Source organism: Microlunatus antarcticus (assembly GCF_014193425.1).
Classification (GTDB): domain Bacteria; phylum Actinomycetota; class Actinomycetes; order Propionibacteriales; family Propionibacteriaceae; genus Microlunatus; species Microlunatus antarcticus.
In genome coordinates, this window is record NZ_JACHZG010000001.1 from 2300727 (window position 1) to 2314798 (window position 14072).

Consider the following 14072-nt stretch of genomic DNA (forward strand, 5'->3'; position numbering starts at 1 on the left):
CGCCTCCGAGTCCTGGCCGACCGCTCAGAGCCGGTCGAACCAGGGCTCGAGCCGGGCGTACGCGTCCATGAAGGTCGCGTACTCCCGGCCGTAGCGCGTGTGCCGGTCGGGGTCGGGGGTCTGCGAGGACAGCTCGGCGGAGAACCGGCTCGCCACGTCGAAGTCGTCGAAGATGCCCACACCGACCCCGCCGACGATGGCCGCGCCGACCGCGGTGGCCTCGTCGACCAGGTTGCGCCGCGTGACCGGCACGCCCCAGACGTCGGCGAAGATCTGCAGCAGCAGGGGTGAGTTCGCCGCGCCGCCGATCGCGTCCACCGCGTCGATCGGGGTGCCGTTCTCCACGAACGCGAGCAGCCCCGTGTACAGGTTGAACGCGACCCCCTCGAGCACCGCCCGCGTGAGGTGGGCCGGTCCGTGGTGGCGCCCGAGCCCCGCGAACACGGCCCGTGCGGCCGGGTTCCAGTAGGGGGAACGTTCCCCGAGCAGGTGGGGCAGGAAGAACAGCCCGTCCTCGCTGCCCTGGACGTCCGCCGCCTCGCCGAGCAGCCGGACGTAGCGGTCGTCCTGCCCCGGCGCGAGCACGTCGACGACCCACTCCAGCGACGCACCGCCGGCCTGCATCGTGGCCGTGGGGACGTAGCGCCCGGGCACGACGTGGTTGAAGGTCATGCTCCGCATCAGCGGGTCGTGCAGGGGCGCGTCGGCCGCGACCGAGACCCACGAGGACGAGCCGAGGTACGCGTACGCCCCGGACTCGGGCGCGATGACGCCGGCGCCGAGAGCCCCCATCGGTCCGTCGCCGCCGCCCATGACCACCGGAGTCCCGGCCAGCAGCCCGGTGGCGCGGGCGGCCTCGGACGTGACCGTCCCGATCACGGCGGTGGACGCGACGATGTCGGGGAAGAGCGAGCGCGGCAGGTCGGCGGCCTCGATCAGCGGCGCCGACCACTCCTCCGCGGCCTGGTCGTACGCGTTCGTGCTCGACGCGTCGGAGGGGTCGGTGGCCAGCACCCCGGTGAGCCGGTAGGCGACGAAGTCCTTGGCCAGCACCACGTCCGTCGCGCGACCGAACACCTCCGGCTCCTGGTCGCGGACCCACATGATCTTGGACAGCGAGTACGTGGGGTTGAGCCGGTGCCCGGTGATCTTGTAGCCCTCGGCCATGCCGACGCGCTCGACCAGCTGGGCGGTCTGGGCGACCGACCGGGTGTCGGCCCAGATGATCGCCGGGCGGACCGGCGCCCCGGACCGGTCGATCAGCACCGCGCCCATCATCTGACCCGAGAAGGACACCACCTCGACGTCCTCGGGGCGGACGTCCGCCCGACGAAGTAGCTCCTGCGTGGCCCCGCACAGCGCGACCCACCAGTCCTCCGCGTCCTGCTCCGCCTTGCCGCGCGGGCCGAAGTCGGTGCCGTAGGTGGAGGTGACCGCGGCCAGCACCTCGCCGTCGTCGCTGACCAGGGTGGCCTTGTCGCCGGTCGTCCCCAGGTCGTGCGAGATGATCATGCGCGCTCGGCGAGCTCGTAGCCGCGGTGGTCGGGGTTCGGCTGGACGGACCAGCCGTCCCCGTCGACCACGACGAGCGACTTCATCCCGCCCGCCCGCTCGATGATCCCGTAGTCCTGCCCGGCGTCGCCGGCGTAGCAGAAGAGGGTCGAGAGGCGCTCCGTCCCGGTGTTGACGCTGCGGTGCACCCAGTGCCCGGGGACGTAGACGGCCTGCCCCGGCCCGATCTCCACGACGCGGCTGTCGCCCTCGACAGCGTCCAAGATCATCACGCCGTGCCCGGACAGGCCGACGTAGAGCTCGGACCGGTCGGAGATCGCGTGCAGGTGGCCGCGGGTCATGGCATACTCGGTGCCGACGACGCCGGGCTCCAGCACGCTGATCCCGGTGATCAAGCCGCCCGGCCCGTCCTCTGTCTGGCTGCTCTCGACCCAGTAGACGGGGCGCCCGTCGTCTCCGGCGAGCTGCTCGCGGTACGCGTCCGCGTCGCGGTAGAGCCCCTCGAGGTCGGTGAGGAACTTCTCGTAGCGGGCGTTGCTGCCGCCCAGCTCGCCGATCTCGGGCCTGAGGGCCAGCAGCACCGGTGGCACCGGTCCCGCGGTCGGCACTCCTGCGCTCGTCGGGCCTGTGCTCATCGGGCGTCTCCTTCGTCGTCGTGCCCGCTCAGCCAGCGGGCGGGGTTGGTGACCAGCACGGAACGGACCAGGGCGGGGTCGGCCGTCCGCTCCCAGCGCGGCAGCACCCGCTCCCCCAGGTAGGCCAGGCCCGGCATCCCGCCGTACGCGCGGTAGCGGGTCCGGCGAGCGACGTCGCCGCCGAGCAGGACGCGATCGCCTGCTCCGCGCGCGGCCGCCTGCTCGAGGCAGTCGAGCAGCACGGAGTCGGGCCAGCGCTGCGTCCGGGCGAAGCCGTCGTAGCCGAGGTACGCCCCCGCGGCCGCGAGCTCGGCGTGGAGCCCGGGGTCGGGGTTGCGGTCGACGTGCGCGAGGGCCACTGCCGACGCTGGCACGCCGTGGGCGCCCAGCTCCTCCAGCACCTCGAACGCCGCGCTGCCGTGCTCGAGGTGGACCATCACGGCCGCGCCCGTCGCCCGCCAGGTCGCGGCGACAGCCTCCAGCACCCGGTGCTCGGACGCCGTGACGCTCCAGTAGCCGATCCCGGCCTTGACGACGCCCGCCCGGACGGGCTCGCCGTCGGGGCCGACCGCGGGCGCCGTACGAATCGGCCGGTCGTCGACCGGCAGGCCGTCGCGCACGTCGCGGACGAAGAGGTCCGTCAGCTCCTTTGCGGACCGCTCGAGCAGCCAGTGCCCGGCGCCGTAGTGCGGCTCGCGGTGCGCGCCGGTCGTCACGACGACGTGCAGGCCGGTCGCGGCGCTGATCCGTGCGACCGCCTCGGGTTGCCGGCCGAGCCCGATCGGGGTGGCGTCCACCATCGACGCGAAGCCCGAGTCCCGCAGGGAGGCCGCCTCGGTCCCGCTCAGGGCCTCGTCGTCCAGCTCGTCGCCGACCAGCAGCGGGCTGACCTGGAAGAGGTGCTCGTGGTAGTTCGCCCGCCCGAGCCCGCCGGCCGCGACGGGGCCGAGCGCCGTCGTCACCATCAGCGGAACCGCGTGGCGATCCGGCCGAGCTCGTCGACGGCCCCGGCCGGCATGGCCACGTCGAAGACCTCGGCCACGGCCTGCGTCCAGCCGTGCACGAAGTAGCGCCAGCCGTCCTCGACGTGCAGCTGCCGTTCCGCCTGCTGGGCCAGCGCCTGGTGGTAGAGGTCGAGCGTCCCGCGGTAGTTGAACTCCCAGACGACACCGCGTTCGGGGAAGCGGACGTCGGCCGAGACCGGGGAGCCGGGCCGGTCCTTGCCCATCCCCGTGGCGTTCACCACGAGGCTGCCCGGGGGCAGCGCCCCGACGAGCGCGTCGACGTCGGCGGCGCCGGCAGTCCGGACGTAGCGGACCAGACCCTCCGGCGGCCCGGCCCGCTCGTGGATGCCGCGGGCATGGTCGAGCGGCCCCTGGTCGAGCGCCGTGCAGATGATCTCCGTCGGCCGGTCGCCGCGTACACCGAGCTGATGGCTGAGCGCTGTACCCGCGCCGCCCGACCCCAGGACCAGGGCGGCTCCCCCTGTACGGCCGAAGTGGTCGGGCTCGACGATCTCCTCGAGCGCGAGGCGCGCGGTCACCGGGTCCTTGGCGCTGCCGACGAGACGGTCGCCGCGCTTGGCGATGCAGGAGATCTCGCCGAACGTCTCCGCCAGCTCGTCGCAGTCGTCGAAGAGGTCACGAGCGGCGGCGTGCACGGCCATCTTGTGGGTGGTGACGAGGGCCCCCCAGTGCTGGGGGTCGTCACGGATGGCCTCGACCACCGCGCGGTAGGTCTCCGGCGGGGAGTCGAGCGGGACGTCGTGGCCGACGAGGGTGCGGGTGGGCAGGCCCAAGGCGTCCGCCCACGCCGGGAACACCTGCCGGATCGACGAACCGCCGGTGCTGACCCCGACGAACCCCATGTACGAGGTCGCGCCGCGGCTCACGCCGTGGCCTGCCGCGCCCGCTGCGCCGCCCGGGAGAACGTCCCCGCTGTGGCCGTGATCGCCGCCCAGTCCCCGGCGGCCATCGCCTTGGCCGAGCACAGCTCGCCACCGGCCCCGACCGCCACGGCACCGGCGGTCAGCCATTCGCCGAGGTTGTCGGCGTTGACCCCGCCCGTGGGCACGAAGTCGACGTGCGGGAACGGTCCGCGCAGCGCCCGCAGGAACGCCGGCCCGCCGAGCGAGGCGGGGAAGAGCTTGACGACGTGGACGCCGAGGGCCAGCGTCGCCATCACCTCGCTGGGGCTGAGGGCGCCGGACAGGACGGTCACGCCGGTGTCGAGCATGGCGGCGGCCAGAGTCGCCTCCGTGCCGGGGCTGACCAGGAACTCGGCCCCCGCGTCGACCGCCGCCCGCGCCTGCGCCGGCTCCAGCACAGTCCCCGCGCCCAGGTAGACGTCGTCGCCGTACCGGTCGCGGACCTCGCGGATCACCGCGACCGCGTCCGGGGTGCTGTAGGTGACCTCGATGCCGGTGACCCCACCGGCCACGAGGGCGTCGACGGCGTGGATCGCCGTCGTGGCGTCCGGGGCGCGCAGCACGGCGACGACCGTCGCCCGCCGGAGCGCGCCGAGCGGGTCGGCCGCGTCGATCGGGGTCGTCATGCGTCTCCTTCAGGTGCCGCCGGCGGGCGGACGAGGTTCGGGGGCTGCTCGCCGCGCAGGCAGGCGAGGACGGCGTCGACCGCCCCGCGCCCCATCTGGTCCACGGCCTCGACGGTCTGCGCCCCCGCGTGCGGGGTGAACAGGGTCTGGTCGGCCAGGTCCTCGGCCAGCAGCGGGCTCGCGTGGTCGCCGGCCTCGCTGGCCAGGACGTCGCTCGCGTACGCCCCCAGCCGTCCGGCGCGCAGGGCGTCGGCCACCGCGGCCTCGTCGACCAGGGCGGCCCGGGCGGTGTTGACGAGGACCAGCCCGGGCCGGGTGATCTCGAGGAACGCGGCGTCGACGAGCACGGCGTCGCCGGGGGCGTGGAGGGAGACGACGTCGCTGCGCCGGGCGAGGTCGTCGAGGTCGACGCCCTCGATCCCGAGCCGCTCCAGCTCGGCCGGCGGGACCCACGGGTCGCACCCGAGCAGCGGGCTGCCGAACCCGGCCAGCCGAGCGGCGACGCCGCGGCCGATCCGGCCCAGGCCGACGATGCCGACGGTGAGCCCGCCCAGCTCACGCGCACGGCGGACGTCCCAGCGCCCGGCGCGGACGCCACGGTCTCCCGGGACGACGTCGCGCAGCGCGGCGAGCACGAGCGCCACGGCGAGGTCGGCGACGGCGCCGCTGTTGGCCCCGGGGGTGTTGGTGACGAGGACACCGCGTTCCGCGGCGGCCGCCAGGTCGACCGCCTCGGTGCCGACGCCGTAGCGGGCCACGACCCGCAGGTCCGGCGCCGCGTCCAGGTGGGCCGCCGTGACCGGGCCCGTGCCGGCGATCCAGGCCGTCGCGGTGGCGAGCAGCGGGCGGAGCGTCTCGAGGTCGTGGTCGGACGGGCCCGTGACGATGGTCGCGCCTGCGGCGGTCACCTCGCCGGCGAGGTCGAGGTCGCCGCTCGAGAAGGAACGGCTGGTGACCAGCACGACGGCCGGGCCGGTCGTCGTGGCGGGCGGCATGGACGAGAAGGTAGTCCTGTACGTACAAGAGGTCAACCGCTAGCCTGACGCCGTGGCCCGAGGCATCGACAGGAGCTCACCGCTGCCGTTCTACTACCAGCTCAAGCAGCTGGTGCTGACGGATCTGCGTGACCGCCAGCTCGCTGCCGGCGACCGGCTGCCGGGCGACCACGAGCTCTGCGCGACCTACGACGTGTCGCGGACGGTGGTCCGCCAGGCCCTCGCCGAGCTCGAGACCGAGGGGGTCATCCAGCGGGTCAAGGGGCGCGGCACGTTTGTCGCCCCGGAACGCACGAGCGAGCACCTCGTCCAGTCGCTGACCGGCCTCTACGAGGACGTGGCGGCGCGCGGCGACCAGCTGCGCAGCGTCGTCCGCCGCCTCGAGGTCGCGCCCGCGGACGAGCAGATCGCCGGCCTGCTCGAGCTCCCCGTCGGGGCGCGGACCATCGTGCTCGAACGGCTCCGGCTCGTCGACGACGAGCCCTGGGTCCTGGCCACGACGTACCTCCCGTACGACGTCGCGCCCGGCCTCCTCGACGACGACCTCACGCAGCACTCGCTCTACGCCCTGCTCGAGCAGAAGTACGGCGTCGAGCTGACGCACGGTCGCCGCCGGGTCGAGGCGGAGGTCGCGAGCGACACCCTGGCCGGCCTGCTCGGCATCAGTCCGGGCGCTGCCGTCCTCGTGCTGCGCAGCACCTCGTACGCGGGCGAGCGACCGGTGGAGGTCTTCGTCGCCTACCACCGAGGCGACCGCAGCCGCTTCGAGGTCACGCTCAAGCGCACCCCGCCGGCGGAGTCACGCCCGCCGCTGATGCACGTGACCGGTCAGGCGAGCGTGTAGCCGCCGTCCATCAGCAGCTCGGTCCCGCAGCAGAACGCGGCCTCGTCGCTCAGCAGCCAGGCGGCCGCGGCGGCGACCTCGTCCGGCGTGGCGAAGCGGTGCAGCGGCGTCGCGGCCTTCCATACGTCGTGGAGCGCACCCTTGCTCCCCAGCAGCGGCGTGTCGACGTAGCCCGGCGAGAGCGCGTTGACGCGGACGCCGCGCGACGCCCACTCGTACGCGAGCGACTTGGTCATCGCCACCAGCCCACCCTTGGACGCGTTGTACGCGACCTGCTGCTGCGGGACGTTGACGACGTGAGCGCCCGACATCGAGGCGATCGTGACGATGCGCCCGGCCTGCTGCTCGAGCATCACGCGGCCGACTCGCTGGCAGGTGAGGAACGCCCCGGTCAGGTTGACGCCGATCGTCCGCTGCCAGACCGCGAGCTCCATGTCCTCGGCCGGCGTCGGTTCCTCCGACAGCCCGGCGGCTGCCACGAGCCCGTCGATCCGCCCAGCACTCTCGGTCACCTGCGCTACGGCCGCCTCGATCGACGCCTCGGAGAGCACGTCGACCTCGACGAACGTTCCGACGACGTCGTCCGGTCGACGCCGGTCGAGGGAGAACACCCGGGCTCCCCGCTCCGCCTGCCAGGCGGCAACCGCCCGTCCGACACCACCGGCCGCACCGGTCACCACGACGACACCGTCTTCTCCCCAGGCAGCCACGCGGGAAATGTAGTTCTGTCCGGACAGGCGGTCAACCGGCGCCGTGATCGACGTCCAGCGCTTGACGGATGACCTCTGAGCGTGAGGTGCCCTCGCGGGCAGCTCGAGCATCGAGGGCAGTGAGCTCCGCCGCCGTGAGCCGAATCGCGACGACCTGAGACGGCTCGGCCCCTCGGCCAGGTCTGCCCTCGCCACGCATCTTCAGCTCTTGAGCGTCGTAGCCGGCCTCGGCCTCGTCAGACCAGGAAGTGAGCTGCTCCTCCGTGACAGGTACGCCGCCGATCGACTCTTCCGTCCGCATGGTCACATCGTCCTACGGAAGTCTGCGGACGGCCCACGGCGCGCGCGTCCACCACAACGGTCGACGAGTAGCGTGCGGACATGTCCGACCTGCCGATGCCTCCTCGGGTTCTCGACCTCCTGCGTCAGCCGAACCCAGCCGTGATGGCCACGCTCGCGGCGGACGGGCGTCCCGTCACCGTCGCCACCTGGTACCTGCTCGAGGAGGACGGTCGCGTCCTGCTCGGCCTGGACGCCACCCGCGCCCGGTTGAAGCACCTGCGCCGCGACCCCCGCGTCTCCCTGACCGTGCTGGCCGCGGACGACTGGTACACCCACGTCAGCCTGCAGGGCCAGGTCGGGGCGATCACCGACGACGTCGGGCTGCAGCAGATCGACAAGCTGCCCACCCACTACACCGGCTCTCCGTATCCCGATCGAGAGCACCCACGGGTCGCCGTCCACCTGCAGGTCGAGCGCTGGCACGCCTGGGGCTCGCTGCGGGAGGAGCAAGAGGGCTGAGCCCCGGCTTCGTGGAACGGCAGGACGTCATGAAGCAGGCCTCACGCCGTGACCGGCCTACGTCGTGACCCGCAGTGTGGTCGGGCGGCTCACGTTGCCGGTCTTGTCCACCGAGAACGCGGCCACGGTGTAGGTCTGGCCGGGCTGGAGCCGCGGAAGCGCGGCCGACTGACGTCGGCCGTCGCTCACGGCGATCCCGCGCGTCGGGTCGAACCGTTCGCCGAGGTCGGCGCGGACGATCGTCGTGGCGAGGTCCTTGTTGGAGGAGCGCTTCCAGCGCAGCTGTCCGCCCTCGAGACGGAGCTTGCTCGGCCGGCGGGGGGCGCTGGTGTCCTTCCGGTCCTGGTAGCGCAGCCGGCCGTGGATCGTGCCCTTCTGGAGCTCGACGGGTTCGATGTGCGCTCTCGTGCACGTCTGGGCGAAGTCGACGTCGATCCAGGTCGGCTGGCCCTCGGCGTCCACGACGAAGTGACGGACCTTGAGCGTCCCGCCGAGGCTGTCGCAGTACTGGGTGTTGCGGTGGTAGTCCAGCCCGTACTCACGCGCGAACAGCTCAGTCTTGTGGGTGCCGCGCTTGATCGTGCCGTGCTTCTTCGTGAGCTGGAGCGTGAAGTCGGAGCGGGGTGAGGCCTTGATCTGGGGGCTGAGCTCGTCAGGGACGAAGGTGTACCCGCGGTCGGGGTCCTCGTGGTGGCCGTAGGAGCCATGGCTGTAGACCACGATCGGGGAGAACGACCACTTCTTGCCGTAGTCGACGTACTCCAGACCCTGGGTGCTGAGGCTGGAGCGTCCGAGCATCGCCGAGCTCGACAGGTGCACGGCGAGGGCGTCGGTCGGCGTGGGGACCTCCAGCGTGGCCAGGCGGGGGCCGCCTCTGGTCGGGCGGTAGGCGACGGTGATCGAGCACGATCCGCCCGCCGGCAGGACGTGCCCGCTGCAGGAGTCGTCGCGCAGCCTGTAGTCACGCAAGGCACCGACGACCTTGGCGGGTCCGAGCGGAAGTGGTGCGCCGGAGGTGTTCCGGAAGGAATCAGTCGCCAGGACCGGGTCGTCCTCGAGCCCGACCTTCGGCCAGACGAGGTGCTGAGCGGTCGGCGACAGGGTCGCCAGCTGTTCCGGCTCGTTCATCCGGATCTCGCCGAACACGGCCCCGACCGCTCGCTGCTCGGTGTAGGAGAAGACGAGGTCGAAGCGGGTGAGGTTGCCCTGCTCGTCCGCAGCGAGGTCGACGAAGTCAGCCCTGCCGTCGAAGCTGGCGTAGCTCGTGTCGTCGAGCTGCGCGTACCCGCCGAGCTCGGTGTCGGGGTTGTCCTGGCCGAGCTGCGGCGCCGCCGACAGGCCGGGGTGCACCGGAGACGCCGTGTTCGACCCGACGCTCACCTGGAACCGGCCACCCGCCCAGGTGGCAGCGACGCCCCGCACGGTAGGGGTCCCGTTGGCTGACGCGTCCCAGGTCTGGGGGCGGGGGTCGGCATGCGCCTCGAACGCGGGTGTCACCGCATTCATGCCGACGATCAGGCGGGGCGGGGTCGGCGGAGCCGCAGCGGCGGGCGGTGACTCGACGGCGGAGAGCAAGGGCACACCCATGGCGAGCGCGAGGGCCAGCACAGCAATGGCTCGGATCCTGCTCATGGCGTCCCCTCGTGGCCACTCGAACCACCGCGGGCTCGACGACCGAACCGTATCGTCGCCCTTGGTGCTCCGCTGCCCGAAGCACGCAACACCTCACCAGCGGGAGTGCGCAGCCGGACTGGCAGGACCCTCGGTCGGCGGACCGCTGATTCAGCGTCGTGCCCAGAAGGTCAGGCGCAGGCTCTCTTCGGCGGGACCTGCGCGTCCGGCAGGAACGTCACCTCGATGCCGGAGTCGTCGCGGTAGAGCAGCCGGGTGGAGCTGATCTCGGTGACGGTGCCGCGACCCCGCCACTCGTACGGCTTGTTCGTGTTGTCGAACAGCGTCGCCGGGCCCGCTTCCCACGTCTGGTCGCGATAGCTGATCGGGTTCAGCCCGCAGTGGTGGAGGGTCACCGACATCGGCACCGCCTGCACGGTCGGTGGGACGGGCGGTGGGAGAGGAACGTCTGGTTCCGCACATCCCGTCAGCACGAGGACGAGGGCGACGGCGCCGCCGCAGGCCAAGAGCTTCAGCACCTCGTGTCCCTTCGGGCGTGTCGGGATCGGACAGGCATCGCGTGCGTCATCGCTGAGCAGGAGACGGTCACGCACTGCTGACCCGCGTCCCAGTCTGCGTCCGGCGAACTGGTGCAGCAACCGGCAGCGACCGCTCCTCAGGCGAGCCCCCTCGCGCGCCCCTCGAGCGTCGGGGCGGGAGCTGTGATTCGATGCTCCTCCCGAACGACGAGGTGAGGGAGCACGTACGTGGCGAGCACGGTGGTCCAGCGACCGCGGCAGGGTTGGCGCGCCCGGCTGCGCCGAGACCGGGTGCTGCTGGCGATGACGATCCCCGGCCTCGTCGCTCTCGTCGGCTTCCACTACCTGCCGCTGCTCGGCAACGTGATCGCGTTCGAGGACTACCAGCCGTTCCTGGGGATCATCAACAGCCAGTGGGTCGGCTTCGAGAAGTTCGCCATCCTCTTCAACGGAGATCCCGCGTTCGTCAACGCGGTCAAGAACACGCTGATCCTGACGTTGGTCCAGGTGATCTTCGTCTTCCCCGCCCCGATCGTGCTGGCGCTGATGATCAACAGCCTGCTCTCGGACCGCATGCGGCGGATCGTCCAGAACGTCCTCTACCTGCCGCACTTCCTCTCCTGGGTCGTCGTCGTGGCGATCTTCCAGCAGCTGCTCGGTGGGAGCGGGCTGCTCAACACGTTCCTGCGCAGCCACGGCGCGGCGACACTCGACATCGTCGGCAACCCGGACCTCTTCATCTCGCTGCTCACCAGCCAGGTGGTGTGGAAGGACTCGGGCTGGGCCACGATCCTCTTCCTCGCCGCGCTGTCGCAGGTCGACCAGTCGCTCTACGAGGCCTCGGCCATCGACGGCGCCAGCCGCGCGCAGCAGCTGGTGAACGTGACCCTGCCGGCCCTGCGCGGCGTGATCATCCTGCTGCTGATCCTGCGCCTCGGTGACTCGCTGAACGTCGGCTTCGAGCAGATCATCCTGCAGCAGAAGGCGGTCGGCTCCGAGGCCAGCGAGGTGATCGACACCTACGTGTTCAACTACGGCATCCTCGGCAGCGACTGGGGCACGTCCGCCGCCGTCGGCCTGGTCAAGGGCGTGATCGCCACGGTCCTCGTGGTCGGGGCCAACAAGCTCGCCCACGTCTTCGGCGAGGACGGGGTCTACCGCGCATGACCGTCACCGAACCTGCCCGCGTCGAGGCCGCCGTCGTCTCGGAGCCGCCGGCCCAGCGCGACCGGCGGCGGCGCAACCCCACGCTGAGCCGTCCCGGGGTCCCGGAGTCGGTGCTCAAGGTCGTCGTGCTCGGCTTCGCCGTCCTCGCGGTCGTCGTGCCCTTCCTGGGGATCCTCTCGACGAGCCTCTCGAGCAAGGAGCACCTGGACGCCAAGGGCGGCTTCGTCCTGTGGCCCGACGCGGTGAGCCTCGACGCCTACCGCACGGTGCTGAGCGGAGGGGTGGTGAGCAAGGCGCTGCTGGTGAGCGTCGGCGTGACCCTGATCGGGACGGTGCTGAGCCTGCTGGTCACGGCGATGCTGGCGTACGGGCTGAGCCGACCCGGCAGCTTCGGCTCCCGGCCGGCCCTGCTGATCGTCCTCTTCAGCCTGCTCTTCAGCCCCGGCCTGCTCCCCGTCTACCTGACGGTGCGCGGCTTCGGGCTGATCGACACGTACGCCGCCCTGATCCTCCCGGGCCTGGTCGGCGGCTTCAACGTCATCGTCCTGCGCTCGTTCTTCGTCAGCATCCCGGCCGAGCTGCTGGAGAGCGCCCGCATCGACGGCGCGGGCGAGTGGCAGATCTTCACCCGCATCGTCACACCGCTGTCCAAGGCGGTGCTCGCGGTGATCGGGCTCTTTTACGGCGTCGGCTACTGGAACGCGTTCTTCAACGCACTCATCTACCTGAACGACCAGGGCCGCTGGCCGCTGCCGCTGGTCCTGCGGACGTACGTCATCAACAACACCCAGATCTCCGCGGGCGACCTGGCCGCCTCGGGCGCCGGGGCCCTGCCGGCGCAGCCGGCGCTGCAGATGGCGATGCTCCTCATCGCCGTCGTGCCGATCCTGATCGTCTACCCCTTCCTGCAGCGGCACTTCACCAAGGGCGTCATCACCGGCGCCGTGAAGGGGTGACGTCGTGAGCGCCCGGCTGGACCGCCGCCGGTTCCTCGGTCTGACCGGGGCCGCCGGTCTCACCCTCGGGCTGTCCCAGCTCGCCGGCTGCGGCCAACCCCCGGGGGCGCAGGACCTCGGTCCGCGAGCCGCCGACCCCACCTACCGTCCGCTGCCCGGCCTGCCGAAGCCCGACATCGCCGGCACGGCCGACGGGGTCATCCCCAGCTCCTACTTCAGCTATCCGGCCGACCCGGTCCGCTCCGTGCGCGAGGTCCCTGGAGACGGCCGCCCGGTCACCGTCCTGACCGAGACCTACTCCGCCATCGCGCCGTCGGTCGACCGCAACTCGGTCTGGTCCAACCTCAACACCCAGCTCGGCAGTCCGCTGCAGATCCAGCTCGTGCCGCAGGCCGACTTCGGGGTCAAGTACGCGACCACGATCGCTGGCGACGCCCTGCCGGACATGTTCTTCGCCAGCCCCACCCCGGACTTCCCGCGTACGCCCGAGCTGATGGCGGCGAAGGCGCTCGACCTGTCGGACCACCTGGCCGGCGACGCGATCCTGGACTACCCCAACCTCGCGAACATCCCGACCGCCTGCTGGGACGTCGGCCGCTTCAACGGGCGCCTCTACGGCCTGCCCTCGCCACGCGGCGCGGTGTCGTCGGGCATCATCTACCGCCGCGACGACCTGCTGAAGGCCAAGGGCATCACCGGCGACCCCCAGAGCTTCGCCGACTTCCGCGCGCTGTGCGCCGAGGTCAACGACCCGCGCAACGGGACGTGGGCTCTGACGTCACCCGCGCTGCAGTACCTCCGCAACATGCTCGACGTCCCCAACTTCTGGCGCTACGACGGCCGGACGATGCAGAGCTGGTGGACCGACCCTGGGCAGGAGCAGGCGCTGGAGGCCGCCCGCAGCCTCTTCGCCGCCGGCCTGGTGAACCCGGACGCGTTCACCGCGTCGGCCAGTCCCAAGGCCTGGTTCGGCACGGGCAAGGCGTACTTCACCGCCGACGCGTTCACGGCCTGGCCGTCGTACTACGCCAGCGCGAGCGGGGTGGAGGGCTTCGCCGTCGACGGCTTGGCCATACCCGCCTTCGACGGCGGCGGGCAGGGCTCGATGTGGCTGAGCTTTCCCTCGTTCGGCTTCTCCGCCATCTCCAAGGACGCCGCCGACCGGGTGACGACGCTGCTCAAGGTGGCCGACTACCTCGCGGCCCCGTTCGGCAGCGCGGAGTACCTGACGTCGAAGTACGGCGTCGAGGGGCCGGACTACGCGATCAAGGACGGCAACATCGTTCCGACCAAGAGCGGCAGCGCGGCCAGCCAGCTCGGGCTGAAGTACCTGGTCGACGCACCCCAGGTGAACTTCATCCCCGGCAACGCCGACGCGGCCCGGACCTGCGACGAGCTGCTGCGGGCCCTCGTCCCGAACGCGCTGAGCAACGACGCGGTCTACCTCTACTCGCGTACGGCGGCGGACCGCTTCGCCCAGTCCCAGACCCGCTTCACCGCGCTGGAGATCGACATCATGCAGGGCCGCAAGCCCGTCAGCGCCTGGGGCGTCGAGGCCGACGCGTGGTGGACGCGCTACGGGCAGCAGATGAGCGAGGAGCTCGCCCAGGCGTACGTGGACGCCGGCCGGGGCTGAGCCGGAGCACGCTTCCCTCGACAAGCGGAGACGCAGCAACGAGGCAGCGGGCGGTCCTCGAGCCCGCCTTCCGCCCGCGAGCGGTACCTCATCCCGCTCCAGGGGAGCCTGCG

The 14072-nt window shown here is 71.9% G+C and carries 15 protein-coding genes; 5 read left to right on the top strand and 10 right to left on the bottom strand.

Annotated elements, in window-relative coordinates; translation table 11 throughout:
• Positions 1-24: 24 nt before the first annotated feature.
• From xylB to FHX39_RS10745, 6 genes are read right to left on the bottom strand one after another with little or no spacing between them, the layout of a single operon-like run.
• Complete coding sequence (gene xylB / locus FHX39_RS10720) at positions 25-1512, bottom strand: xylulokinase (protein ID WP_183338293.1); 1488 nt, start codon at positions 1510-1512, stop codon at positions 25-27.
• Positions 1509-2147 carry a glucose-6-phosphate isomerase family protein gene (locus FHX39_RS10725; protein WP_183338295.1) on the bottom strand — a complete coding sequence of 213 codons (639 nt, stop codon included), beginning with the start codon at positions 2145-2147 and terminating at the stop codon, positions 1509-1511. The genes xylB and FHX39_RS10725 overlap by 4 nt, the downstream gene beginning before the upstream one ends.
• Positions 2144-3112 (bottom strand): phosphotriesterase family protein, encoded by a 969-nt coding sequence (locus tag FHX39_RS10730; protein WP_198423353.1) that lies wholly within the window; start codon positions 3110-3112, stop codon positions 2144-2146. The genes FHX39_RS10725 and FHX39_RS10730 overlap by 4 nt, the downstream gene beginning before the upstream one ends.
• Positions 3112-4038, bottom strand: coding sequence for a shikimate dehydrogenase family protein (locus FHX39_RS10735; protein ID WP_198423354.1), 927 nt, complete (start codon positions 4036-4038; stop codon positions 3112-3114). Before FHX39_RS10735 ends, FHX39_RS10730 begins: the two co-directional genes overlap by 1 nt.
• Positions 4035-4700, bottom strand: a complete 666-nt coding sequence (locus FHX39_RS10740) for a bifunctional 4-hydroxy-2-oxoglutarate aldolase/2-dehydro-3-deoxy-phosphogluconate aldolase (RefSeq protein WP_183338297.1) — start codon at positions 4698-4700, stop codon at positions 4035-4037. The genes FHX39_RS10735 and FHX39_RS10740 overlap by 4 nt, the downstream gene beginning before the upstream one ends.
• Entirely contained in the window at positions 4697-5695 is a 999-nt protein-coding gene (locus tag FHX39_RS10745) for an NAD(P)-dependent oxidoreductase (RefSeq protein ID WP_183338299.1), read from the bottom strand. The genes FHX39_RS10740 and FHX39_RS10745 overlap by 4 nt, the downstream gene beginning before the upstream one ends.
• Positions 5696-5747: 52 nt before the next feature.
• On the opposite strand from FHX39_RS10745, the gene FHX39_RS10750 reads away from it, so the two are divergent.
• A complete protein-coding gene (locus FHX39_RS10750; RefSeq protein ID WP_183338301.1) occupies positions 5748-6539 on the top strand; it encodes a GntR family transcriptional regulator in 792 nt (263 codons plus the stop codon).
• Here FHX39_RS10750 and FHX39_RS10755 read toward each other — a convergent pair.
• Together FHX39_RS10755 and FHX39_RS10760 are read right to left on the bottom strand one after the other, a co-directional pair.
• Positions 6524-7249: an SDR family NAD(P)-dependent oxidoreductase gene (locus FHX39_RS10755; RefSeq protein WP_198423355.1), complete on the bottom strand. Its 726-nt coding sequence runs from the start codon at positions 7247-7249 to the stop codon at positions 6524-6526. The genes FHX39_RS10750 and FHX39_RS10755 overlap by 16 nt on opposite strands.
• A 31-nt stretch (positions 7250-7280) precedes the next feature.
• A complete protein-coding gene (locus FHX39_RS10760; RefSeq protein ID WP_183338306.1) occupies positions 7281-7550 on the bottom strand; it encodes a ribbon-helix-helix domain-containing protein in 270 nt (89 codons plus the stop codon).
• A gap of 80 nt (positions 7551-7630) precedes the next feature.
• Here FHX39_RS10760 and FHX39_RS10765 point away from each other — a divergent pair, with 80 nt between their 5' ends.
• Positions 7631-8050: a TIGR03618 family F420-dependent PPOX class oxidoreductase gene (locus FHX39_RS10765; RefSeq protein WP_183338308.1), complete on the top strand. Its 420-nt coding sequence runs from the start codon at positions 7631-7633 to the stop codon at positions 8048-8050.
• A 57-nt stretch (positions 8051-8107) separates the two neighbouring features.
• On the opposite strand, the gene FHX39_RS10770 is transcribed toward FHX39_RS10765, so the two are convergent.
• Together FHX39_RS10770 and FHX39_RS10775 are read right to left on the bottom strand one after the other, a co-directional pair.
• Positions 8108-9682 (bottom strand): hypothetical protein, encoded by a 1575-nt coding sequence (locus FHX39_RS10770; RefSeq protein WP_183338310.1) that lies wholly within the window; start codon positions 9680-9682, stop codon positions 8108-8110.
• A gap of 170 nt (positions 9683-9852) precedes the next feature.
• A complete protein-coding gene (locus tag FHX39_RS10775; RefSeq protein ID WP_183338312.1) occupies positions 9853-10083 on the bottom strand; it encodes a hypothetical protein in 231 nt (76 codons plus the stop codon).
• A 345-nt stretch (positions 10084-10428) separates the two neighbouring features.
• Between FHX39_RS10775 and FHX39_RS10780 the strand changes: the two genes are divergently transcribed.
• From FHX39_RS10780 to FHX39_RS10790, 3 genes are read left to right on the top strand one after another with little or no spacing between them, the layout of a single operon-like run.
• Positions 10429-11367 (top strand): ABC transporter permease, encoded by a 939-nt coding sequence (locus FHX39_RS10780; protein ID WP_332836773.1) that lies wholly within the window; start codon positions 10429-10431, stop codon positions 11365-11367.
• Complete coding sequence (locus tag FHX39_RS10785) at positions 11364-12323, top strand: carbohydrate ABC transporter permease (protein ID WP_183338314.1); 960 nt, start codon at positions 11364-11366, stop codon at positions 12321-12323. The genes FHX39_RS10780 and FHX39_RS10785 overlap by 4 nt, the downstream gene beginning before the upstream one ends.
• Positions 12324-12327: 4 nt before the next feature.
• Positions 12328-13959, top strand: coding sequence for an extracellular solute-binding protein (locus FHX39_RS10790; protein WP_183338316.1), 1632 nt, complete (start codon positions 12328-12330; stop codon positions 13957-13959).
• Positions 13960-14072: the final 113 nt, after the last annotated feature.